Here is a 25,078-nt window from a genome sequence, read left to right on the forward strand (position 1 = left end):
ACATATATCCCTACAGATATTTTAGAGTATTTCATTCTGCTACCAATTTACATTGAGATTTGGTTGATCATTACAAAAAAAAATTATACCGTTATATCGACTTTGATATATAGGTAACTGAGTGCAAAAACATAGAAACAAAAAAGCATGGTGTACGGAGGGAATTCCTACACCATGCTTTTTTTATGTGTTATTTACGATGCATCTTGAATTCAAGGAAGAGTTCGTTGTAATGGGCCAAGTTTTTCTTCCCAAGGTTTTCGTATACTTCCAGTTTCTTTGTCAGTTCCGGTGACGGATAGAAGCGTTCATCCTTCACCACTTCTTCAGGCATATATTTCAGTGCTTCTTTATTAGGTGTCGAGTAACTTACATATTCAGCATTCTGTGCCGCAACTTTCGGGTCAAGCATGAAGTTGATGAACTGGTGAGCCGCATCGACATTTTTGGTTGTTTTCGGGATGACCATATTATCAAACCATAAATTGGACCCCTCTTTTGGAACAACGTATTCGAGATCTTCATTTTCAGCCATGATTTCAGAAGCAACTCCCGACCAAACAAGGCCAATTGCCGCTTCCTGGGCTTCCAATAGCATGCGGCTTTCATCTCCTACTATCGCTTTAATATTCGGGGTGAGGGCATCAAGTTTGGATTTTGCCTCTTGAAGGTGTTCTTCATCCATATCATTCAATGAATAATTCAAAGAGTTCAGACCCATGCCCATCACTTCTCTAGCGCCATCCGTCAAAAGGATTTCATTTTTTAAATCTTTATCCCATAAATCCGCCCAGGCCGTTATTTCTTTGCCACCGAGCATCTTGGAATTGTAAACAATTCCAACCGTTCCCCAGAAATATGGCACGGAATATTTATTCTCCGGATCGAATGGCAGATCGATAAATCGCTCATCGATATTTTTCAAATTCGGAAGCTTGGAATGATCCAAGGGAACCAACAAGTCTTCTTGCCTCATCTTATCGATCATATACTCAGACGGAATGGCAATATCATAAGTCGTACCGCCCTGTTCAATTTTAGTCATCATTGCCTCATTCGAATCGAACGTCTCATAAATGACCTTTATACCTGTTTCTTCTTCAAAACGTTCGATTAGATCCGTATCGATGTAATCGCCCCAATTATAGATGGTAAGCGTATTGCTGCTCGTAAACCCCTGCGATGAATTCAATCTTGAAATCGCATATAGCAGCAAAGCGGATACGAGGGAAATGATTAAAAACATTTGGACAAGCCTTTTCATCGTTTCCCCCCCATTCCCGTTTGCCTTACACGTTGAGTTATAAAGTAATATACAACAACCAACAGCAGTGTCACGACGAACAGCAGTGTCGATAGTGCATTGATATTCAATGAAATCCCACGGCGGGCCAAGGAATAGATTTCCACAGAAAGAGTGGAGAAGCCATTACCAGTCACAAAGAACGTAACCGCAAAATCATCAAGTGAATAAGTCAATGCCATAAAAAAACCGGCAAAGATACCTGGTAAGATGTATGGAAGGATGACCTTCGTCAATACATCCCACCGGCTTGCCCCTAAATCTCGGGCCGCATCAATTAAGGTAGGGCTCATTTCCTGAAGTTTCGGAAGGACCAGCAGAACAACAATCGGGATACTGAAGGCGATATGCGACAACAGTACAGAGTAGAATCCAAGCTTGATTCCGGCCATTGTGAATAAAATCAGGAAGGAAGCACCGATGATAACATCAGGACTGACAATCAATACATTATTCAATGACAATACTGTATTCCTAGCTTTACTGCTCGTAAATGACCGAATTCCAATCGCCCCTATCACCCCTATGATCGTTGCGATCAGTGCAGATAATAAAGCAATCACAAGTGTATTCAATACAATGATTAACAACCTTGTATCTTGGAATAGCTCCTTGTACCACTCCATCGTGAACCCTTTAAAGTCATACATCGTTCCACCGCTGTTAAAAGAGTAAAAGACTAAAAAGAAAATCGGTGCATAGAGTATGAGAAAAATCAAAACGAGAAACGCTTTTGATATTGGTGATAATTTATTGCCCAATTTACACACCCTGCTTTCGGTTACCCGTTACAAACATAATCAGGAACATTATAATAATCAAAAATACCGCGATTGTGGAACCCATTCCCCAATCCTGTGTCACAAGGAAGTGCTGCTCGATAGCCGTACCAAGAGTAATGACGCGGTTACCGGCAATCAGTCTTGTAAGCATGAACAATGAAAGTGCCGGTATGAAGACAACCTGGCATCCCGTCTTTACACCATCTAACGTCAATGGAAAAATGACACGGCGGAATGTCATCCATCGGGACGCTCCCAAGTCATTGGCCGCATCCAAAAGGGTTGGATTCATTTTATCAAGCGCATTGAATATCGGTAAGATCATAAACGGGATGAAAATATAAACCGAAACGAATATGAAGCTGAAATCCGTAAAGAGAATCTGTTGCTTTCCGATTCCTACAGCCTCTAGAAAACCATTCGCCACACCATACGTGCCAAAAATACCAATGAAGGCATAAGCCTTCAAAAGTAAATTGATCCAGGAAGGGACGATAATCAGCAAAAGCCACAACTGCTTATGCTTGGTTTTCGTTAACAAATATGCGGTCGGGTAAGCGACTAAAAGGGATATTCCCGTAATCAGGAAAGCATACCAAAATGAGCTTAAAGTCATTTTTAAATATACTGGCGTAAAGAACTTTTGATAGTTAATCAAAGATAGATTGCCTTCGATGTCAAAAAAGGAATAGTAAAGGATTAACAAAATGGGTGCGATCACGAATAAAGCAATCCATAAGACATAGGGTATGAAGTAAATATTCCGGGATATTTTATTCTTCATGACTTTCCCCATCATGATACGCTTCCAGACGCTTATCGAATTCTTCTTCAGTTTCACCCAATCGCATGACATGAATCGATTCTGGATCGAAATAAAGACCTATTTCATCTCCAACTGCCACTTTTTTCGTTGATTGGACAAGCCATTCATTTCCATCATGGTCATAACAGCTGATTTCATAATGAACACCGCGAAATAGCTGGGAGTCCACCCGAACTTGCAGTTTTCCGCGATCGACGGAAGTAATCTCTAAATCTTCCGGGCGGATGACAATATCGACAGCTTCATTACCGTTCAATCCTTGGTCGACACATTCGAACTGTCTGCCGACGAATTCCACGCGGTAATCTTCAATCATTTTTCCTTTTACAATATTAGACTCACCGATGAAATCGGCAACGAACCGGTTCAGCGGTTCATCATAAATATCCGTAGGGGTCCCACTTTGCTGAATTTTCCCTTTGTTAAGGACAAAAATCTCATCTGACATCGCTAATGCTTCCTCTTGGTCATGAGTGACGAATATAAACGTGATTCCAAGCCTCTGTTGCAGCTCCCGTAATTCATATTGCATTTCTGTACGTAATTTCAAATCGAGGGCAGACAGCGGTTCATCCAGAAGGATGACTTCAGGTTCATTAACAATCGCCCTGGCAATCGCTACCCGTTGCCGCTGACCGCCGGACATTTCCCTGATCTCCCGTTTTTCATAACCCTCCAAATTAACAAAGCTTAAGGCTTCCTTCACCTTGATTTCCACTTCCGAATTCTTCATTTTTTTGATCCGAAGACCGAATGCTACATTTTCAAACACATTTAAATGTGGAAAAAGTGCATAATCTTGAAATACCGTATTCACTTGCCTTTTATTGGCTGGCACATCATTGATCTTTTTTCCTTCAAAGTAAATATCACCTTTGGAGGCTTCCGTAAATCCGGCAATCAAGCGAAGGATGGTGGTCTTCCCACATCCGGAAGGACCCAAGAGCGTATAGAACTTCCCTCTCTCGATTTCAAAACTAACATTATCGAGAACTACCGTTTCATCATCAAATTGCTTCGTAACCTGATCGAAGCGTATTATATTCCCGTTTGCCATAGCTTCTTCCCTCTCTCCATTACCTTACTCATCAACCTTCAACGATTGCATTTGTTTTTAATTCTATAAGTATGATTCCGTCACCACGAGTATTAACTCGGACTGACCTTCAAAATCATTGATGATTTGATGTTCATCTGAAGCATGAAAATAAATCGATTCCCCTGCCTTGACGAAATACGTATGTGTACCAAGCTTTACAATGACTCTTCCGCTTAATACATAACCGAATGTTTCCGACAGGGATGGTTCAAATTGTTTGAACTCCCCTTTTTCCTGGAGAGTCAGTCGGATAGGTTCCATTTCCTTCTCATTCGATTCAGGCACGAGCCACTGGATTTGATACCCGCGTTCTTCATCGATGAAAAATGTTTGTGCTTCTTCTTCATACACCACTTTTTGGACCTGATCCTCTTCATCGAAGAACTGCTTCGGCTTGCAGCCGAGTACTTCTAAAATATTGAAAAGAGTTTCAATTGAAGGGGAACTAAGATCCCTTTCCAACTGTGAAATATATCCTTTGCTTAAATCCGTTCTTTCCCCCAATTCTTCCTGGGTCAATCCTTTTTTCAAGCGAAGGTTCTTTATTTTTTTCCCAATTTGCATCCCATTACCCTCAATCGGTTTACTTATAGTAAACCCTCAGTAGATAAAGTTTTATATAAGTAAACTTTCAGTTTAATTTTACGAATATCATTATACAGGAAATGCCGGAAACTTCAAACGGAATTTCCAGTCATGCTAAAAAAAGGACTGCCACCTGGCAGTCCCCCTTTTACAACTTCAGATATATCTCTTGCGCTTTCTTTTCCCCATCAGCAATACAGTCCGGTATTCCGACACCATTATATGAACAGCCCGCAAGTAAAACATTCGGATAATTCTCGGAGATTTTTGCCTCCAGTGATTGAACGATTTGAGGATGTTTAATATGGTAGTTCGGCATATTTTCATGCCAATTCGTCACTTCACTCGTAATTGGATTCCCGGAAATGCTTAGACTGTTTTTAATGTCGCGTAAAGCCACCTGGATCAGTTCCTGGTTTGTAAGGGACCGTAATCGTTCATAGTCCGGACTTGAGCTTTTATAAAAAAGCCTTACCAAAAGTTGACTGTTTTCAGAAGTATGCTCCCATTTCCGGCTTGTCCAGGTACACGCATTGCAGATCAAATCACTATTATCACCTGCAATAAAACCTGTCCCGTCTTTGGGAAGCATGCTGTCCGGGATATCGAATCCAAGATAAACGCTAATCATCGAACTATTGATCAAGCCGTCGAAGTCCTCATCCAACTCCCGATCACCCAATAATTTCTGGGCAATTGTATGCGGTGTGCTCAATACGATAAAGTCCGTTTCCAGCGTTTCACCATTTGCCAATGAAATGATATACCCCTCATCATTTCTTCCAATTTTATCTACACTTACCCCTTTTAAAATCTCCACCATATCGAGGCTTTCCTCAATTCGTTCAACCAAAGTTGATAAGCCATTTTTAAACGAAAGGAACTTCTTATTTCCCTTGCTTTGGTATTTCTGCTTATTCTCCGATAGACCGCGTATTATACTGCCATATTCATTTTTATAATCCAGCATCTCTGGCAGTGTTTTGGCAATGGTCAATTCATTTAATTTTCCTGAGTAAACGCCAGATAGGACAGGCGATATCTGCTTTTGCACCAATTCCTTACCTAAGAAGCTTTCAAGAAATAAACCGATTGAGTCATTCTTCGTAAACGTCTCATTTTTTGTATAGAAATCCTTTAAGGCGTCAACCTTCCCTTGGGCGGAAACCAGATCACTTTTCGCCAGCGACTCCAGGCTCATCGGTATTCCGAATAGGGCATCTTCGGGGATTCCCTTCAGCATCCCATCTGTATGGATAAATGATTTTCCCGTGGCATTATAGACAACTTGATCCTCTAGATTCAATTCCTTAAGAAATGGTTTTATATTTTGTTTTCTGGCGACAATCGAATCGGCACCCGCTTCAATTTTAAAAGGACCATCGTGCACAGTCCTTATTTTACCGCCTAGATCCTCATTTCCTTCTATTAATATCAATCGTACGGAGAGACTCCTTGCTTTAACTGTTTTTTGTAAATAATACATGGTTGATAAACCGGTAATGCCTCCACCTACGACTACGACTGTTTTCATTAGGACTACACCTCGATTAACGAATTTTGCATTAAGTAAAGTGTACCATAAGGCGGCGGCATTATTAAAAGCGGCCCTTCTAAATCATTGGTTTCATAATGAAGCCTGTAACAAATTGGACAAAAAAAGACCTTCCCTCATTCGAAAAGTCTACATGCCATCATATAGTACTTGTTATTTCGTTCCTTATTCCATATCCTTGTTCATCGTATCTAATCTATATTCCATTATCTCCATCAACCCGCTTCTGCCTTCCTTCTGAATCCCTGTATCCTGATACCCCGATCTCGTATAAAGCGTTTTTGCAATCACGTTACTGACGTCCACTGCCAGAACGATCAAATCTTTGTTTGGAAAAATCCCTTTTGCGAATTCCGGAAGGATTTGCAAGGCCTTCTTCGCAATCCCTTTACCTTGATGCTTTTGATCAACAAGAAATCCTCGGAGTAATATCGCTTTTTTATCGTTGGTGAAAGGGGTGATGTTCTCGCCAATGTGTAGAACGAAAAAGCCAACCGGGATACCCTCCGCCAATATAACGATAGGATGCCTGTCACAATCTTCCCGGCAATATTTCAGTGACTCTTTGGGCAGAGCAGAAAAAAGGGTTTGTGTATCCGGTAAATAAAACTGGGAAAGCATGTGACGATGTTCCGGTAAATAAGGCGTTAAGGTGGTGGTCTCGATTTCCTTGTCCTGTTTCATTCAGCACACCCTCTTTCATCAATTATTGGATACATTAATGATTCGATGCCCCGTCCGACATTCCCTTCACGAACCGGAAGGAGCACTGCCGAATATATCGGCAGTGCTCCTTAAGTTATCAATGTGTATTTTCATTGATTGTTAGTGCTTCTCGTAAATTGATTTGCTGGCGAAGTATGTTGGCAACATCACGGGAAATTTGTCGTTTTTCAAACATATCCTGCACCTCATCCCGTTCTGCCTGGATCGCTTTATAGAATAGCTCTCTTTCATAATCGGCCATTTTACTAGGCATACGGCCTCTATTTTCACGTTTGCATTTTAAAATCAACACTTTATACTCTTCTATGATCATCGAGGATGTCTCATGATTATCAGGTATAATTCCGGCTTGAATCTCTTGGATGGCAGCTTTATACATCCTGATTTTAAGTTCCCTGACCTTTTCCAATCTCTCAAGATTGATTTTTCTTATTTCTCTTTTATTAGGGAAAAATAATTTTAAAACCCTCAGCATACTTCTTCTGAAAAGCGTTACTGACCTGAAAAAACGGAACTTCAGTCGATTTGTTACGGCACCTTCCATACGCTGGATGTATTCCTTGCATATATACGCCGTTTCCCGGTCCACTTTTTCATCCTTAATAAGTTTATCTAGGAATCTTTGCTCTGCTTCAAGGGCCTTGAAGCGAAGGACCTTCTCTTCTTCCCTTAATGCAGCCGGTTCTTTCTCCTGTTCTACATAGGACAATTCATTGATCTTGGTACAGTACCTAGAAATGATTGATAAAGCCGCTTCCCGGTTTTCATCTGTCATTTGGGACTCAATCACCCGAATGGCCGCTTGATGTGAGTGAATGGCAGCAGCTTTCGTTTTATCCGCCTGATTGTCCACCACTTCCTCTTCTTCTGACCGTGCCACGATTGGCAGAAATACACTCGCAACAATCAAGGTAAGCAATATGACACCTGCTGCAATGAAGATGATTAACGAACGCTCAGGAAAAGGACTTCCATCTGCCAACACATACGGAATCGAGAACGAACCCGCTAACGTTACAGCTCCGCGAACACCGGAAATGGTAATGATTCCGGCCGCTTTGAAGTCCGGTTTTTGGGCGCCTGCTTTTCTCGTCATCCAACCAATCGACCAGGCAGCCGTAAGCCAAATGAATCGTAAAGCGAAGAGGAAAAGTGTAATGATCACGATATAAAGGATCACTTGTCCATTATTGAAGGCTGGATCTTGAAAGATAGTTTTCGCAACGCTTGGGATTTGCAAGCCAAGCAAAACGAATACAAGACCATTCAATACATATAAAATGACGGACCATGTACTCTTTGAAACGACTTGAAGTTCTACAGTTGGTGATATTTCCCGATCCCGTTCAATGGCATGGACGATTCCCCCGGCCACGACCGCTAAAATCCCAGAAAGGTGGAAATGTTCCACAGCGAGGAAAATAATAAAAGGAGTTAGGATTTGGATCAGCATATGCATCGTGACGTCTTCCATCCCTAAACGGCGAAGAAATAAACGAAGCCTGATAATGATGAAAGCAAGTATTGCTCCACCTACAAACCCACCAATTGCAATCCATATGAAACTGAAGGTTGCGTCGACTAAGGAGAAAACACCAGTGACTGTAGCTGCAACGGCAAACTTAAAGGCAACTAAACCTGAGGCATCATTCATTAACCCTTCTCCTTCGAGAAGGTGCATGATGCTCTTCGGTAACTTGACCCGACTCGCCAAAGCGCTTACTGCCACAACATCCGTAGGTGACAAAATGGCCGCTAAAGCGAACGCTGCCGGCAATGGTATCGAAGGGATCATCCAATTAATTAAATACCCGCCTGCCCAAACCGTTATGAATACCAGGCCTAGTGCAAGCATTAGAATGGGTGCTCTCAACTTCCATAATGCTGTTCGGGGTACATTTTTGCCATCATTGAATAATAGGGGCGCGATGAATAACAGCAAAAATAGTTCCGTCTCCATCTCAACATGTATACCCAGGGGTAAAAGTGCCAATATGACACCCAGTGCTATTTGTATTAATGGTACAGGTATAAAGGGTATAAAATGGTTAATTACATTAGACACTCCAATCAATATAAGAAGGGCTAATATAACAAGAAAAAACTCCATACAAACATCAAACTTCCTCTCTCATCTATTTTCGTAACTATAAGCGTAACATATTTATACCCATTCATTCATGCATTAACTATTCTAACCTAGAATCCTCCTGAATAATGATACCTTTTATAAAAGCAAAGAAGCTTGAGTTGTACGCGATGAGCCATCATGAAGATCGAGGTGATTGGATTTTTTACAAAATCAACTCCATCAACAAACTTGGGTAACCGCATAAAACAGAAAAAAGCTGATTGGCTAACCATAATCAGCTTTTCCCACATGATGAAAGACAACCCACATAAGAAGTTGGGATTAAAAAACTTATTTAGTTCCCGGGACAAAGAGACGAAGATGTTTGTGCAGTATATTTGCCTGGAAAGGAAGAAGAATCCCTTCATCGCCATCGATATTGACTGCAAGTTCCTCTGATGTGGCTAAATGGAGCCTGGATGTTTTAATATATTCAACTTCATCATGCCCCTTGATCTCCCCCCTAATTAAACTGGGAATGATCTTGACGATGAGAGGCAGAGATAAATCCTTAATGATGAATGTGTGCAGCTTTCCATCATTCACTTCCGCCTCTGGTGCAAGTTGTTCGAAACCGCCGACAGAGTTAGTCATTGTTGCAATTAGTAGATGAGCCTCGCCTATCCACTTTCCCTGATCATGTTCAACCGTTAAAGGAAACGGAGTCTTTTTAATAATCGCTTTTGCTCCTTCAATGAAATATGCAAAAGACCCCAGACGGGTTTTTTGTTCAACGGTAACATTATAGGTAGCCTCGGCGATCGCCCCTACTGCCAACACATTCATGAAATAACGATCATTGATCTTCCCTATGTCCGATTCCTTAATATGCATATCCTTTAATATCTCAATGGCTGCATTGGGATTCAGGGGTATTCCCAAAGATCTCGCGAAATCATTAATAGTTCCTAGTGGAATGATTCCGAAAATAGGCCGATGTTGCTGCTCGCCCATGCCATTCACTATCTCGTTCACGGTACCATCCCCACCCATGGAAATGACAGCATCGAACCTTTCTGCACATGCCTCCTTAGCAAAATCCGTAGCATCCCCCTCTCTTTCCGTTTTACGAACGCATACCTCATCAAAAATTTCACCAAGTGCCTTTTCCGCTTTCGGCAAAATCTTTCCTGCCTTTTCCTTACCTGAAGATGGATTGATGATAATCATCGCTTTCGACATATGCTACCTCCCATTATTGTACTTCTACTAGCAAGTTACCTCTTTACTGATGTACTAAAACCACACGGACAATTTTTCTGTAAGCATTTTTCCAGTAACTCACAAATAATCGCTGCCACTTGAATTTTGCTGACCTTTTAGAACAAGCTCTTATATGTTACATGGACTGTGAAACAGCCATTCATTGATCACTGAACTTTCCTGTTCCTCATCTGTTACATTAATACCTATCTCAATCAATTGAAAATTGTCTGTCCCTTTCGCTCCCTCTTTGTTTTTTCCTTTTATAAAAAGCATTATTTCTTCAATTTCCTACTTGGCGCGAAGAAAAATACAAAAATAAATAGATGATAAATCCCTTTCCTATAGGGTTTTCAGACGATCCGCGAAATAAATTTCAAATTTTCTGTAAAATACCTATACATTTTCCAAATTCGGGTATATACTGTATTATAACAACAAGCAAACAATAAAAACTGTACTATAAAGAGGAGGAGCGAGACATGCAAGCAAATCAATCAGATTTATTCATAATCGATTCATTTAAACATTGCCCGGAATGTGGTGAAACACATGTGGACCACTCAGATTCCTATCTGATGGAATGCGACCGCTGCCTTTCCAAACGTGAAGAATAAAGCGATCGGAAAATATATCTAATATTAAAAGGAGGAAATATCATGCAAATGAAAAAATCCATTGAGTTTTTTAACAATATCCCTGCTAAACATTGCCCCGAGTGCGGTGACCATATTATAGAACAAGCTGAATCCTACTTAATGGAATGTGACCGCTGCCTTTCCAAACGCGAAGACTGATTAAACCAAATCAAAAAGGAGGAATCATCATGCAAACTAAAAACCCATTGGAATTCTTCAGGACACTGCCGCCTAAACAATGTTCGGAATGCGGGACCCATATCATTGAACAAGCTGAATCCTACCTCTTGGAATGTGATCACTGCCTTTCGAAACATGAAGACTGATTAAACCAAATCATAAGGAGGAATCATCATGCAAACTAAAAACCCATTGGAATTCTTCAGGACACTGCCGCCTAAACAATGTTCGGAATGCGGGACCCATATCATTGAACAAGCTGAATCCTACCTCTTGGAATGTGATCACTGCCTTTCGAAACATGAAGACTGATTAAACCAAATCATAAGGAGGAATCAGCATGCAAACTAAAAACCCATTGGAATTCTTCAGGACACTGCCGCCTAAACAATGTTCGGAATGCGGGACCCATATCATTGAACAAGCTGAATCCTACCTCTTGGAATGTGACCGCTGCCTTTCCAAAAAAGATGAATATTAATAAAAGATGCTGACATCAAGAAGCTATGTAGGCCAATTTGATGTCAGCATTAACCTTGTATTAGCTTCCCTTTCCTTGCATTCAAAAAAGGATGTCCTTGGGACACCCTTCAGCCGTACTTATTATTTATCTCCCAATATATTTGTCTACATATTTTCCACTGATCTTCCTGCTGCTGTATTGTAAGAAGTCCAATGCAAAAATCATGAATTCAAGGCCTAGACGCTTATCTGAACGCATAAAATCAGAACCTAGCAGTTTCTCCAATTTTTCAAGCCTATGATATAGCGTTTGCCGGACAATGAATAGTTGTTTCGATGTTTCCTGTTTAGAACCGTTACAAGCAAGATAGGTCTTCAGGGTAGGCATTAACTCACCATTGTTTTGCTTGTCATATTCAATGACCGGACCTAAATATTCGTACACCGTTTCCTCCAGATTACCATGTTTATTTATGAGCGAAATCATGCGGTGCATATGTAAGTCCTGATAAAAGAAGCTCCTGTTATCCTCTGGTAGTGTATCCTGAAGCAGTAAAGTCTCACGGGCCGTTTCATAACTTTTATAAATCTCACTTAACCTTTGAACATGCTTTCCAAACCCAATGGAAAGCAGCCCCATACGATTACGCCCGCTTACATCCATTTTCATGATTCGATCCACCGCGCTTGAAACCCTTGATTTCCAATCTTCAGATGAACGATTATCACCTAAAATAAAAACAAGATGCTGATGTATTTCCATGGAAAATATCTGAAAGCCGTACTGTTCAAAAACTGTCCTAAACATTATCTTAAAATAGGTTCCATCTAATTTTGTGGAACTTTTATTATATTTTTGGTGTTGTTTGCAAATGCAAACAATTCCGCCATCCAACTGCATTTTCGGATCAATATAGGAAAGCCTCTCCCGAATTGCCTCGTCACTATATTCACCTTCAATCCAATTTGTAAGCCATTTACTTTCTTCCGACATTTTCTTTTCTTCTATATATAACTCTCTTAATAGATGCTGTGCCAATGCGGTAGCCGTTCGATCCAAGATCAGTGAATCAAAATCAGTCAACTCTCTGTCGTTACTGCAAATGAGCAGTTCCGCATAATTTTCACCGAGCACTTGAATCGGCTGTCCAAGAACGGTTTTATCCAATTTCCGCTTCTCTTCGTATATGTCCGTTACCATTTGATAGGTTATTTTTTTCTTTATTTTTGGAATGCTGGCTATATCATTTTCATTAAAGATAAGAATAACCTGTACATTTAAATAGCTGTGGAGAAATTTTAGAATTGGTTCATAATGGTCAATTTCGAGGAGATTTTTATTTAACTGCTGGGAGTAGTTTTCTAAGTTGGAGATCATCTGATATTGTTTATTTATGATAAGGGAATGAATATCCTGCGTGATTTCTACGAAAGGGACTTCTTCATGAAATAGGATGATAGGGAATTGCCGTTCATTTGCGAGATCAATGGCACATTGCGGCACTGCCATTGTGTTGGCGCCAATCTCTATACAGAGTCCAGCTGCATCGCATTCAATTAACTGTCTTAAGTAGGATAGAAATGTGTCATCGCAATCTTTCCACCCTAAACCGGTAGTCAGAATCAGTTCATTTCCATTTAACAAATGGCTGATTTGGGTGACTTCCATGCAGTGGACCCACTTCACTTGACGCTTTATCCCACTGCTACCTGCAATTATATCCGTCAGATTAAAATGCTTGCGTGTTAGAATCTCCTCGATTGTAATCGATGTATTCATCCATCCACATCCTTTTATAAAACTGCTTTAAAATCTATTATAAACGGACAATCCTTAAATCTCCAGACACTTGTTAGAATATCTAACGTCAAAATTCTACAAAAAACTCGAACAGGTACAAGAAAAAATGCCCCATTCGTGAGGAATGGGGCCGGTTCATGACTATTTCAATTCAATTTTTTGAAAAGCAATGTAGAGAAGTATTTCCTTCCTTCCGGGGTTTTGATGTTCAATTGTTTCCATTCCTGCTTCGTTCCTTCAATCAGTTCAAAATCGAGAAAAGCTCCACTTAAACTTTCGGAAACCCGGGTGATTCGATATCCTCTTTCAAGTAAAAAATCGATTTGTTCCCTTTCCAAGCGATACTCTTGATATTCGGACATTTCCATTCCCCCTTTTTCACACGTTCTCCTTGCCGGTTGAAGCCGTAAAAACAATCTCTTCCTCAAGCTCTGGACCTTTTCCAATTTTCCAATCCCTTCCAACGGAAATACCTAAATATTTCTCATCGCTGGGATCAATGATTTCAGCTTGTTCATATTGCTTGAACCACCAATACTTAGCTAATATATAATAACTTGCACCGCCGAGAAGAAAGCCAATAATAAATGAATAGTTTGAAAAAATCGTGGCACCAATTCCACCAATCACCCAAGAAATGATTCCTGCCCAATTCACTCCATTCAAGTATTTATACTGGCCTTCTCTCTCATAGAGTTCTTTTACATTCACTCTCCGTTTACGGAGGAAATAGTAATCCGCTATCAGGATGCCGACAATGGATGCCAGGATTCCACCTATTATTAATAAAACTTCTATTATGATGCCGAACAGGCTCCATGGCTGAACTACTATACCAATAACCCCCGCTACAACGACTCCCGCCCAAAATGGCATTTTAGGACCCATTACATTGGAGAAAATGGTAGCTGCGGGAATGACATTGGCCGTAGTATTCGTCGACCATTGAGCAAATACGATCATGATTAAAAGGACGCCGAGAGCAATTCCACTTGCTGATCCCTGTATGGCAACTACAGGATCATAATTGGAAACAGCCATATAAGAAACCGCTCCGATAATCACCATGAACGTCTGAGTGATGGGATAGGTGATAATATTCCCAATTATTTGCCCCTTATTGCGCTTGAACCAATTTTTTTCATTTTTTGGTGCCTTTATATAGCGGGAAAGCGTGGGCATATCTGCAGTCAACGTGCCCCAAAATCCCATATTTGCCATAATGACGACCATGAAAGCCGTGGCGGCAGCCCCGCCAGTGACCGGACTTTCAATCCAGGACCATACATCTCTTCCTTGAGCCACAGCCTGATCGGATAGAGTGAAATACATCCAGCCAGAAATTAAAATGATAACGGGAGCCGCCAAGTCGGCGAATCGTTCTATCGACTTTATTCCCATTGCGGTGTTGACTAATTGTAAAACGGCAAAAATGAGGAAGCAGATAAACCAATTATCAAAGTCAAAAAGGGTTGTGAAGATAGCGTTCATTGCAGTAGCTCCAAAGTAAGTATTGAGGCCGAACCAGCATGACGCTACAAAACCCCGTACAACCGAAGGGATGTGGGTGCCAATCGTACCGAACGGCGCCCTCATATAGACTGGAAATGATATTCCATGTTCAACACCAATATCCCCTGTCATTGTCATCAAAAAGCCGAGAACCACACAGGCAATGACCGTTGCAAGAACGACCCAGCCTAAGGATAAACTTTGAACACCGTTCCCACCGATTGCGAAGGCAGCCAATACTACAGCCATGCCCACCCAAATGAAACCAAATCCGGCTGCACTTATATTTTTCTCACTATGAGGTATAGGCAGCAAATCGGGAGACTTTAAATAATCTTTCTTCTCACTCATAGATAATCCCCCTAAATTAATTTGCAGGATTCCTTACCGAAGTTAGACTGGAAGCTTTTTCCCGGCATCCGGCTTCAGCGCCGCATTATATCTGGCCCGTTTCAAGTATTGCCCTTTTCCAGCTTCGCCTACAAATTGTTTGTCTTTAATGACGAATTGACCTCTCGATAAAACGGTAACCGGTTCACCTGTAATTTCCATACCTTCAAACGCATTATAATCCACAGCCATGTGATGAGTATCTGCAGAAATGGCCCTTTCAACTTTCGGGTCAAAAATGACAATATCAGCATCCGAACCTACTGCAATCGTCCCTTTCTTCGGAAATAATCCAAATAGTTTGGCAGCACGCGTAGATGTCATGTCGACGAATTGATTTAAGGTAATACGCTCTTTCATGACCCCTTCAGAAAAGAGGATACTCATGCGGTCCTCAATCGTTGGGCCGCCGTTCGGTATTTTCGTGAAATCTTCACGTCCAAGTTCCTTCTGTCCCTTAAAATCAAAAGAGCATTGATCGGAGCCGATCGTTTGCAGCTGTCCCGTTTTCAAAGCATTCCATAGCACTTCCTGGTTTTTCTTCTCCCTTAACGGCGGTGACCATACATACTTAGATCCTTCGAAGTGTGGCTTTTCAAGATAAGACTGGTCAAGAACCAAATATTGCGGACAAGTCTCCCCCCAAATATCCACCCCTTTATTTCTTGCTTCAGTGATCTTTTCCACCGCATCTTGACAGGTGACATGAACGACATAGAGCTGACCATTTGCCATCTCCGTCAGTTTAGCTGCCCGTCCAGTTGCTTCCCCTTCAAGTTCCGGAGGCCTTGTTAATGCATGATAAATTGGATCGGTGTTACCTTCAGCGAGCGCCTGCTTTGTAAGATAATCGATGACATCACCATTTTCAGCGTGAACCATGACAAGTGCGCCAAGTTCCTTTGCTTGCAACAAAGTGCGGTATAGCGTGGCATCATCAGCTTGAAAAACATTCTTGTAAGCCATGAACACTTTAAAGGAAGAAATCCCCTCATTATCGATGATACTTGGCAACTCAGCCAATACATCATCATTAATCTCACTGATCATTAAATGAAAACCATAATCTATGGCCGCTTTTTCATTGGCCTTTTCATGCCATGTTTCAATTGCTTTCTTTAACGGCACCCCTTTTTCGGTCAGACAAAAGTCGATGATCGTTGTCGTGCCTCCATATGCAGCAGCGATCGTACCCGTTTCATAATCATCCTTTGTCGTTGTCCCGCCAAACGGCATATCGAGATGGGTATGCGGATCAATGCCCCCCGGAAAAACATAAGCGCCTTTTGCATCAATGATTTCAGCCCCCTCAGCCGGCAGGTCCTTGCCAATCATTGCAATCTTCTCATTTTCAATCAATATATCCGCTTGATACGTATCTGCAGCGGTTGCTATCGTTCCATTTTTAATGATTTTCTTCATATTCGACCCCTCCATCATTTTACGAAATCAACACTTTCACTGCCTATGCCCCCAAGGAACGCTTGGCGTTCATTCCACGTCATTGGCGGTAATTCATTTGTCAATTCGATCATATCGATCGCCCCATCGACCGGACAGACGATCGAGCAAAGATTACAGCCTACGCAATCTTCTTCGCGCACTCTCAAGAAGGAGCTGCCTGACGTGTCCTTTAACATATCTATACATTGATGAGATGTATCTTCACACGCAATATGGCATTTATTGCAGTTAATGCACACATCATTATTAATGCGCGCAACGACCTTATAATTAAGATCTAAATTCCCCCAATCGGAATAGCGCGGTACGGACTTACCGACAATATCCATTACGGAAGAAATCCCTTTTTCATCAAGGTAATTGGACAGGCCATCAATCAAGTCTTCTATTATTCTAAAACCGTGATGCATGGCAGCCGTACAAATTTGCACTCCAGTCGAACCCATCAATAAAAATTCCACAGTATCCTGCCAATTAGAAATGCCGCCTATTCCGGAAATGGGAACATTGATCATTTTATTCCTTGCACACTCTGCCACCATATTCAAAGCGATCGGCTTCACAGCTGGACCACAATACCCTCCGTGAGCCCCCTTACCGCCTACATGGGGAATCGTATTCCATGAATGGATATCCACTCCTGCCAAGCTGTTGATCGTATTGATCATGCTTATTGCATCCGCACCGCCGCGCACCGCCGCTTCAGCCGTAACCGTAATGTCGGTTATATTGGGTGTAAGCTTGACGATGACAGGTTTGGATGCAGCTTCCTTCGCCCAGTATGTTTGCTTTTCGACAAGTTCGGGAACCTGTCCCGAAGCAGCTCCCATCCCACGCTCTGCCATACCGTGCGGGCAGCCAAAGTTCAACTCGTAACCATCGACCCCTACATCTTCTATACGCTTGATGATTTCATGCCACTTTTCCTGTTGTGGCTCAACCATTACCGATGCAATGATTGCATGATCAGGGAACCTTTTCTTCGTTTCATATATTTCTTTCAGATTCACTTCAAGCGGACGATCCGTAATCAATTCTATATTGTTGAACCCGGCAACTCTCTGTCCATTAAAACTGACCGCTGCAAAACGTGATGAGACATTCAGGATGGGATCACCCAATGTCTTCCAAACTGCTCCTCCCCAACCAGCTTCAAATGCGCGCTGGACTTGATAACCCGAATTAGTAGGTGGTGCTGAAGCAAGCCAAAAAGGATTGGGAGATTTAATACCTGCAAGATCAATTGATAAATCAGCCATGATAAGCCTCCTAATTTTCATAGTTATTAAACAATATCCACCGCTTCGCCCATCAAAATCGAGTCAATTTCATAGGCTGTCTTCTTCCCTTGCTGGGCAGCTGAAACAACCATTGCCTCACCTTGTCCTTTTCCGAAGACCACGTCACCGCACGCAAAGATCTTTTCATTCGATGTCCTGTAGGAATCACCCTCCAATATTACGACGCCATCATCATGTTGAATGCCGAACTGTTCAATCAATCCTACATACCTGGATTGGCCTATAGCACGAATGACCCCACCGACTGGGATGACGAACTCTGAACCGGGAATTTGGACTGGACGGCGCCGGCCATCTTCCCCTGCCTCGCTTAGCACCATCTTTACGCACTCGATGCCCGTTACTTGACCGCTTTCATCCGATAGGATCCTGGAGGGGGCAGTCAGCCAGTGAAACCCGACACCTTCTTGTTTGGCAAACTCAAATTCAAAATCATAGGCTGTCATTTCCTTTTGGGTCCGACGATAAATAATGCTCACCTGTTCGGCGCCCAGGCGTACAGAACAGGTCGCGGCATCGATCGCCGTGTTTCCAGCCCCTATTACCGCCATCTTCTTCCCAATGAATTTATCAGTGATTGCCCCTGTTTTCGTTGCTTTTACGAAATCGATTGCATCATAAACTTCAGCCAAATCCTCCCCTTCAATTCCAAGCTTAGGAACATCGGACATGCCGATCGCTAAAATGACCGCATCATAGTCGGCAGTCAGCTGATTTGCGGAAACATCCACTCCGACCCGTGTATTCGTTTTAATATCAACATCCAAACTCTTTACTTGTTCAACCTCCCAATAAGAAATGCTCTGAGGCAAACGGAACGATACAATTCCGTAAGTATTTAATCCGCCTGGATTCTTTTCCGCTTCGAAAATGGTTACACTGTAGCCAAGCAAGGCTAATTCCCTTGCTGCAGACAACCCCGCCGGACCGCTTCCTACAATGGCAACCTTTTTGCCATTCTTCTTCCCGGCCTTGAATAGGGCTTGTTTATTTTGGATGGCCCAATCTGTGGAATAACGCTGGAGATCGCCAATCATGATTGGCTTTGTAGAATGGTTCAGGACACATGCCCCCTCACATAACTCTTCAGTCGGACATACCCGCGCACAGCTGGCACCGACAGGATTGGCCGTCATGATCGTCTTGGCAGATCCCTTAAAATTACCTGAAGCTATCTTCTTAATAAAACCTGGAATATCTATTCCGGTCGGACAGGCTTGGATACATGGAGCATCGTAGCAGTATAAACATCGATTCGATTCTTCCAAAGCTTCCCTTGGGGATAAACCCCTCTCCGCTTCCTGAAAGTTAATCTCTAGGCCACCTTTTAACGGGCTCGTCATACTCATCCACTATTTCTCCTTCCAAAAATTTATTTTGAAAAATAAAAAGGGAGGAATTGCATTCATTTCTCTCTACTGTCCTCATATTAAAAGCATTGCCAACATGATTTTTCAATTTATTCAACAAACAGTCATGGCGATTTCCTAGCCAAAATTCTCTCGTTCCGTTTATTATTATTTTCTATCATTCTCTCACTGGTCACGCCTCGGTCCCTGCTTCCTTCGGCCACAAAAAGCCCCCCCTACTAATCTTAAAAACTCAAATCCTGATGATGGATCAGAGAATTGAGTATTCTTTATTTTATAATGTTAAAAAGCAAGTTACATTATACAAAGTGTAAAGTATTTCCATCTGGCACATATGCAATATGTAATATTCATGTTATATTTCCTAACAATAAGTGATAAACATCGGCATTTTTCTACATTCAAACTTACTTTTAATCATACTTACTGATACTCTTTGGATGATTTGTTCTGAAAACATACTTATCAACACTTTGTCCACATAAAAAAAGCCCAGAAACTCAATCCTTGGTTTCCTGGGGCTTTTCAATTTTATCCACAACTTATTCACATATTATATGGCATTATTCTCTTTGTTTTTGCGGAACAGAAGCATTTCGACAAAAGTTATCCACATTAACAAATCGACTTTTTCACTTATCAACAAACCGTAAACAATTTATCAACAGGCAGGTTCATTTTGGATGAATAACGTATCGTTTATATTTCTCATAATCCGTTTTCTTGCACTCAAGCTTTATTCGATAACCGTTTTCCTCATATTCAGTTTCCGTTATGTGACCATTTTCATTGAAATAAGAAACCAGCTGCCCTTGATCAAATGGAATCAGCATTTCACAGTGAGTATAGTCGACAAAAATATGCTTGCGAATTTGATCTATCAATTCCTCGATGCCGACTTTGTTTTTTGCTGACATATACACAGAGCCACGATTAACCTGAGGGATATCCAATTCGGTAAGGTCCGCTTTATTATAGGCAAAAATCGTTGGAATCCCTTTTATGCCTATCTCGTTTAAAGTCTTATCCGTTATCTCTATTTGCTGCTCATGATTAGGATTGGAAAAATCGACAACATGGATCAACAGATCCGCTTCTACCACTTCTTCCAATGTGGATCGGAATGCTTTCACTAGATGATGGGGCAATTTAGACACAAATCCCACTGTATCCGTCAATAAAAATTCCTTTTTATCCGGTAGTGGAATGTTTCTTACGGATGTCTCAAGCGTAGCGAACAGCATATCCTTCTCCAACACCCGCTTCTCGGCTGTTGGATGGAACATCTCAATCAGAGCATTCATGATCGAAGATTTACCTGCATTGGTATAACCGACTAAGGATACGACAGGGATGGCATTCTTTTTCCGCTGTTTCCTCTGCGTTTGCCGGTGCGCAACAAGGTCTTCCAGTTCTTTATTCAAAACACTTATATTTTCCTCGATTCTCCTGCGGTCAAGCTCTAACTGCTTTTCACCTGCTCCTTTGTTCGTACCGACTCCGCCACTCTGACGCCCTAATGACTCCCTCAAGCCAACGAGACGCGGGAGCATATACTGAAGCTTTGCCACTTCTACCTGAAGCTGTGCTTCCTTCGTTTTCGCCCGATGCGCGAAGATGTCCAGAATCAAGATTGTCCGGTCGATCACCTTGCAATCCATGTCCCTCTCCAGATTACGAAGTTGCGAAGGGGAGAGTTGATCATTAAAAATGACGACATTAGCTTCTTTATACTCAACGAGATTTTTTACTTCCTCGATCTTCCCGGTACCAATAAAATGTGATGAGTTCACCCGATGCAAATTTTGTGTGATGGTCCCTGCAACCTCTACCTCACATGCTTCCGTTAAATTGGCCAATTCCTCCATTGAATACTCAAAATCCTTTTGACCGTTGAGATTAACTCCAACCAAGATTGCCCTCTGCTGTAATTCCATCATTTCAAATCCCTTCCGTACATACCTTACTCCCTATATTATACTTCAACAAACGTATCATGCTGCCTAAAAGCCAGCCACATTGTAGCAAACCAGACATCACTTGCATAACGATTGCTGCCCAAGCAAGTGTTTTTATTCGACTTCCTTTTACTAAAAAAGAAAATTCAACAAAAAAAATAACAGGACCGATTAATTTTTTTCAAAGTTTCACATGAAACAATTGGAAGCTCATAAATAAAAGCTCCCTGGTGCACCTTAAGATGCACCAGGGAGCCAATATTATTCTATTCTTTTATTCTCAATAACCTAAGACTATTCAATGTAACTAATAACGTCGCACCCATGTCGGCAAAAATCGCCATCCAAAGTGTTAACCAGCCCGGCGCTATCAATAATAAGGCCAGGATTTTAATCACCAATGAAAACGTGATGTTCTGCTTAATGATTTTTAATGTTTTGCGGCTTAAGCTGATTGTATAAGGCAGCTTCGATAAGTCATCACCCATTAAGGCAATATCGGCTGTTTCAAGGGCCGTATCTGTACCCGCCCCGCCCATTGCGATTCCTACCGTGGAAGCTGCCAAGGCCGGAGCATCATTGACACCATCGCCTACCATGGCCACTCGGTCATATTTTTGTTTCCATTGTTTGATGATGCCCAATTTATCTTGTGGCAATAGCTCCGCCTCGATCTCATGAACGCCAGCTGCCGCTCCAATTGCTTTTGCAGTTCCGATATTATCCCCGGTCAGCATGATCGTTTTTTCAATGCCCAATGCATGCAGTTTCCGAATTGCTTCCTTACTGCTTTCCCTTATTTCATCAGACACCGCGATGAGTGCCAGGAGCTTCACTTGATCGCCAAGCACCATAACCGTTTTCCCTGTATTTTGATAGCCGCTGATTAATTTAAGCACCTCATCAGAGAAAACTAAACCTGCCTCTTCTTCAAAAAGGTCGGGTTTACCAATGTAATAGATTCCTTGATTGATTTTCCCTTTTATACCTTTACCGGTGATCGCAGTAAAATCCTCTACCAATAAAGAATGATAGTCCACATCGTGGTTTTCAGCCTTTTGAAGAATGGCCGTGGCAAGGGGGTGCTGTGATCTGCTTTCTAAAGCAGCAGCGATAGCCAGCACGTCCTGTTCATTCAACTCATCAGATAACACTGTGAAATCAGTCACTTCAGGTACGCCCTTTGTTAGGGTACCCGTTTTGTCAAATGCAATCGCCTTTAAGGCTCCTGCTTCCTCCAAATGGACCCCGCCTTTAATCAGCACACCATGTTTCGCAGCATTTCCGATAGCTGTCACAATGGCGACGGGCGTAGAAATGACCAAAGCACAAGGACAACCGACAACCAGTACAGCCAACCCCCGGTAAATCCATTCACTCCAATCCCCGTTCATCACAATCGGGGGTAACACGGCAATGGCCAAGGCAATGAGCATAATGGCCGGCGTATAGAATTTTGCGAATTTATCCACGAAGGCTTGGGAAGGGGCCTTTTCGGCCTGTGCTTCTTCCACAAGGTGGATGATTTTTGCAATCGTCGTATCCTCAACTCGCTTCGTGACTTCCACTTCGAGCAACCCTTCACCATTTAAGGTTCCTGCAAATACTTCACCCTCAACCGTTTTAAAAACCGGCTCGGATTCCCCAGTAATGGCCGCTTGATTAAGTGTCGAGGCCCCTTTCATGATCCTGCCATCCATAGCAAGCTTTTGACCCGGTTTAACGATCATGATGTCGCCCACTTCAATCTCATCGACAGCAACCATCATTTCGTGATGCCCCCTACGGATCAAGGCTTCTTTAGGTGCGATGTTCATTAATGATTCTATAGAATTACGGGCCTTATCCATCGAATATTTTTCCAGTGCTTCACTTATCGCAAATAGGATGACGACGGTCGCCCCCTCGCCCCATTCACCAAGCACGGCCGCCCCGATGATGGCAACCGTCATAAGGGTGTGCATATCAAAGCGAAGTCTGACAAGATTTTTCAATCCATTGACAAATAATGAATATCCTCCAACTATGATTGCAGCTGCATAACCGATTACCGGCATTATGCTTCCATCAGCATATCGACTATCCAATATCCAGCTGATTAGCAAAAGGATAACCGAGAACACCACTTTAATATTTTCTTTTTGTTTCCAAAATGGTTCCCTTTGCTTTACCTGTTCCTGGTCACCGCGGATCTTCAGGTTATCAAAAGCCCCCGCCTTTTCAATCTCTTCGATAGTCGCGCTGCCCTGTACCGAAATCTTCGAGGCGCCAAAGTTGATTTTGGCATCCTTCACACCCTCTAGTTCACGGACATTGTTCTCAAATTTAGCCGCACAATTCGTGCAGGATAGACCCTGGATACGATATGTTTTCACTAATGGGGAATCAGCCATCGACCCTTACCTCCTGCTGATGTTCTAATGCAATGAGAATTAATTGCTTTATATGGTGATCATCCAAAGAATAAAAAGCCAACTTTCCTTCTTTTCGGTATTTTACGATTGCGTGTTTATAAAGGGTACGAAGATGATGTGACGTTGTCGCCATCGAAGCACCAATGATATTGGCCAGATCGCACACACACAATTCCTCATCCGTACAGAGCGCATAAGCTATCTTCGCCCTATTTTCATCGCCTATAACCTTAAACAGCTTCGACATGCTTGATATATTCACCTGGCTCATTTCCTCTTGAATGCGATTAACCTTCACTTCATCATGCAGGTGGACATCACATATATCTTTCAGTTCCGTCATCTTCTCACACCTCTCATTCAAATCTTCGTTTGATTATAATATAACATAATTCCCTGAATATTCAAATCTATATTTGAATGTATAAGCATCTTTTCTCCTTCCTCCAAGTTAGTGAAAGGGCCCATATGTCTTTATATGTGGGCCATCGTTTTTTGTTTCACTTCGGAGTTGCTCCCCTGGAATTTTGCTGAACAAAAAGGTCATGCTGTCCTCTTTCCAGGAACCCCATGAATCTCCTGATATCCAAACTTCTATCTTCATGCGAAAAAAAAGAAGGGACATAAATTCACGTCCCTTCAATCCAATGATTTCAGTAATTACCTATCGATACCTTGATAAGTATAATATATTTAATTTAGTATTTTTTAGAAACTATGATATACTTAGTCAAACCTTTTTAGCGTTTTACTTTACTTGTACCATTTACCCTGCTTATCGTTGAGCAGGGTTTTTTGTTATGTATTTTCACAAAACAAAAAAAGACAGACCCTATAACAAGGGTCCGTCTTTTTTTGTTTTTGAAATTATGCTTTTTGAACGTTAGAAGCTTGAGGTCCGCGTTGACCTTGTTCTACTTCAAAAGTAACTTCTTGGCCTTCGTCTAAAGATTTGAAACCTTCGCTTTGGATAGCTGAGAAATGTACGAATACGTCGTCTCCGTTTTCGCGTTCGATGAATCCAAAACCTTTTTCTGCGTTAAACCATTTTACTTTACCTTGTTCCATTGTTGTTGCCTCCTAGTGCATCTAAGCACAATGTATTACTATCCTTGCTCTAAGTCATCATCGAAAACGAAAAGTAGTACTTTTAGTATCCTTAGTACCGAACAAAAATAATTAAGACTAAGCATAACATTAAATGGTAGCGATTGCAAATAGTTTGGGGAAACTTTTTTCCAGCAATTTTTAATACTCTCTAAATTCGCTTAATATTAAGCAGTAACCAAAGTGGCTCTATCTATTACAGCTAATGGCTCACTTGACGGCTCACATGCATTTATACAAACAAAAGCCTCCCGTAAACAAAGTTAATGAG

General features: G+C 41.7%; 24 protein-coding genes. 5 read left to right on the forward strand and 19 right to left on the reverse strand.

Annotation, left to right across the window (positions count from 1 at the left end):
• Window positions 1-190 precede the first annotated feature (190 nt).
• The 9 genes from BS1321_RS11140 to BS1321_RS11180 form a co-directional block, all read right to left on the reverse strand.
• Window positions 191-1,264: an ABC transporter substrate-binding protein gene (locus BS1321_RS11140; protein WP_063236125.1), complete on the reverse strand. Its 1,074-nt coding sequence runs from the start codon at window positions 1,262-1,264 to the stop codon at window positions 191-193.
• On the reverse strand, window positions 1,261-2,064 hold the full coding sequence (locus BS1321_RS11145) for an ABC transporter permease (RefSeq protein WP_063236124.1): 804 nt from the start codon (window positions 2,062-2,064) through the stop codon (window positions 1,261-1,263). The genes BS1321_RS11140 and BS1321_RS11145 overlap by 4 nt, the downstream gene beginning before the upstream one ends.
• A gap of 1 nt (window position 2,065) precedes the next feature.
• Window positions 2,066-2,869: an ABC transporter permease gene (locus BS1321_RS11150; RefSeq protein WP_063236153.1), complete on the reverse strand. Its 804-nt coding sequence runs from the start codon at window positions 2,867-2,869 to the stop codon at window positions 2,066-2,068.
• Window positions 2,859-3,968 (reverse strand): ABC transporter ATP-binding protein, encoded by a 1,110-nt coding sequence (locus BS1321_RS11155; RefSeq protein ID WP_063236123.1) that lies wholly within the window; start codon window positions 3,966-3,968, stop codon window positions 2,859-2,861. Before BS1321_RS11155 ends, BS1321_RS11150 begins: the two co-directional genes overlap by 11 nt.
• Before the next feature lie 63 nt (window positions 3,969-4,031).
• On the reverse strand, window positions 4,032-4,574 hold the full coding sequence (locus tag BS1321_RS11160; RefSeq protein ID WP_063236122.1) for a helix-turn-helix domain-containing protein: 543 nt from the start codon (window positions 4,572-4,574) through the stop codon (window positions 4,032-4,034).
• A 169-nt stretch (window positions 4,575-4,743) separates the two neighbouring features.
• Entirely contained in the window at window positions 4,744-6,129 is a 1,386-nt protein-coding gene (locus tag BS1321_RS11165) for a protoporphyrinogen oxidase (protein ID WP_063236121.1), read from the reverse strand.
• Between the two features lie 186 nt (window positions 6,130-6,315).
• Window positions 6,316-6,834 (reverse strand): GNAT family N-acetyltransferase, encoded by a 519-nt coding sequence (locus BS1321_RS11170; RefSeq protein ID WP_063236120.1) that lies wholly within the window; start codon window positions 6,832-6,834, stop codon window positions 6,316-6,318.
• A gap of 118 nt (window positions 6,835-6,952) precedes the next feature.
• The gene (locus tag BS1321_RS11175) at window positions 6,953-8,986 is read right to left on the reverse strand and encodes a Na+/H+ antiporter (RefSeq protein WP_063236119.1); all 2,034 of its coding nucleotides are present in this window, start codon (window positions 8,984-8,986) and stop codon (window positions 6,953-6,955) included.
• Between the two features lie 312 nt (window positions 8,987-9,298).
• Window positions 9,299-10,189 (reverse strand): diacylglycerol/lipid kinase family protein, encoded by an 891-nt coding sequence (locus tag BS1321_RS11180; protein WP_063236118.1) that lies wholly within the window; start codon window positions 10,187-10,189, stop codon window positions 9,299-9,301.
• A 503-nt stretch (window positions 10,190-10,692) separates the two neighbouring features.
• Between BS1321_RS11180 and yhfH (BS1321_RS27485) the strand changes: the two genes are divergently transcribed.
• The 5 genes from yhfH (BS1321_RS27485) to yhfH (BS1321_RS11200) are packed head-to-tail and all read left to right on the forward strand — an operon-like array spanning window position 10,693 to window position 11,509.
• Window positions 10,693-10,827: a protein YhfH gene (gene yhfH, locus BS1321_RS27485; RefSeq protein ID WP_098372155.1), complete on the forward strand. Its 135-nt coding sequence runs from the start codon at window positions 10,693-10,695 to the stop codon at window positions 10,825-10,827.
• Between the two features lie 42 nt (window positions 10,828-10,869).
• Entirely contained in the window at window positions 10,870-11,007 is a 138-nt protein-coding gene (gene yhfH / locus BS1321_RS11185; RefSeq protein WP_081108660.1) for a protein YhfH, read from the forward strand.
• 29 nt (window positions 11,008-11,036) lie between these two features.
• Window positions 11,037-11,174: a protein YhfH gene (gene yhfH / locus BS1321_RS11190; protein ID WP_094246607.1), complete on the forward strand. Its 138-nt coding sequence runs from the start codon at window positions 11,037-11,039 to the stop codon at window positions 11,172-11,174.
• A 28-nt stretch (window positions 11,175-11,202) separates the two neighbouring features.
• Window positions 11,203-11,340: a protein YhfH gene (gene yhfH / locus BS1321_RS11195; protein ID WP_094246607.1), complete on the forward strand. Its 138-nt coding sequence runs from the start codon at window positions 11,203-11,205 to the stop codon at window positions 11,338-11,340.
• Window positions 11,341-11,368: 28 nt separating this feature from the next.
• A complete protein-coding gene (gene yhfH, locus BS1321_RS11200) occupies window positions 11,369-11,509 on the forward strand; it encodes a protein YhfH (RefSeq protein ID WP_082201098.1) in 141 nt (46 codons plus the stop codon).
• A 126-nt stretch (window positions 11,510-11,635) separates the two neighbouring features.
• Here yhfH (BS1321_RS11200) and BS1321_RS11205 read toward each other — a convergent pair whose 3' ends face one another.
• From BS1321_RS11205 to BS1321_RS11250, 10 genes are all read right to left on the reverse strand, one after another.
• Window positions 11,636-13,270 (reverse strand): PucR family transcriptional regulator, encoded by a 1,635-nt coding sequence (locus BS1321_RS11205; protein WP_063236189.1) that lies wholly within the window; start codon window positions 13,268-13,270, stop codon window positions 11,636-11,638.
• Between the two features lie 167 nt (window positions 13,271-13,437).
• Complete coding sequence (locus tag BS1321_RS11210; RefSeq protein ID WP_063236190.1) at window positions 13,438-13,653, reverse strand: hypothetical protein; 216 nt, start codon at window positions 13,651-13,653, stop codon at window positions 13,438-13,440.
• 16 nt (window positions 13,654-13,669) lie between these two features.
• The gene (locus tag BS1321_RS11215; RefSeq protein WP_063236191.1) at window positions 13,670-15,154 is read right to left on the reverse strand and encodes an NCS1 family transporter; all 1,485 of its coding nucleotides are present in this window, start codon (window positions 15,152-15,154) and stop codon (window positions 13,670-13,672) included.
• A 42-nt stretch (window positions 15,155-15,196) separates the two neighbouring features.
• Window positions 15,197-16,615 carry a dihydropyrimidinase gene (hydA, locus tag BS1321_RS11220; protein ID WP_063236192.1) on the reverse strand — a complete coding sequence of 473 codons (1,419 nt, stop codon included), beginning with the start codon at window positions 16,613-16,615 and terminating at the stop codon, window positions 15,197-15,199.
• Window positions 16,616-16,629: 14 nt separating this feature from the next.
• The gene (preA, locus tag BS1321_RS11225) at window positions 16,630-17,916 is read right to left on the reverse strand and encodes an NAD-dependent dihydropyrimidine dehydrogenase subunit PreA (protein WP_063236193.1); all 1,287 of its coding nucleotides are present in this window, start codon (window positions 17,914-17,916) and stop codon (window positions 16,630-16,632) included.
• A 26-nt stretch (window positions 17,917-17,942) separates the two neighbouring features.
• Complete coding sequence (locus tag BS1321_RS11230; RefSeq protein WP_411836496.1) at window positions 17,943-19,301, reverse strand: NAD(P)-dependent oxidoreductase; 1,359 nt, start codon at window positions 19,299-19,301, stop codon at window positions 17,943-17,945.
• Between the two features lie 701 nt (window positions 19,302-20,002).
• On the reverse strand, window positions 20,003-21,268 hold the full coding sequence (hflX, locus tag BS1321_RS11235) for a GTPase HflX (RefSeq protein ID WP_063236195.1): 1,266 nt from the start codon (window positions 21,266-21,268) through the stop codon (window positions 20,003-20,005).
• A 284-nt stretch (window positions 21,269-21,552) separates the two neighbouring features.
• Window positions 21,553-23,679: a heavy metal translocating P-type ATPase gene (locus BS1321_RS11240; protein ID WP_063236196.1), complete on the reverse strand. Its 2,127-nt coding sequence runs from the start codon at window positions 23,677-23,679 to the stop codon at window positions 21,553-21,555.
• Window positions 23,672-24,043: an ArsR/SmtB family transcription factor gene (locus tag BS1321_RS11245; RefSeq protein ID WP_063236197.1), complete on the reverse strand. Its 372-nt coding sequence runs from the start codon at window positions 24,041-24,043 to the stop codon at window positions 23,672-23,674. The genes BS1321_RS11240 and BS1321_RS11245 overlap by 8 nt, the downstream gene beginning before the upstream one ends.
• Window positions 24,044-24,567: 524 nt before the next feature.
• A complete protein-coding gene (locus BS1321_RS11250; RefSeq protein ID WP_034304915.1) occupies window positions 24,568-24,768 on the reverse strand; it encodes a cold-shock protein in 201 nt (66 codons plus the stop codon).
• Window positions 24,769-25,078 lie beyond the last annotated feature (310 nt).

This window comes from Peribacillus simplex NBRC 15720 = DSM 1321 (genome assembly GCF_002243645.1).
Classification (GTDB): domain Bacteria; phylum Bacillota; class Bacilli; order Bacillales; family DSM-1321; genus Peribacillus; species Peribacillus simplex.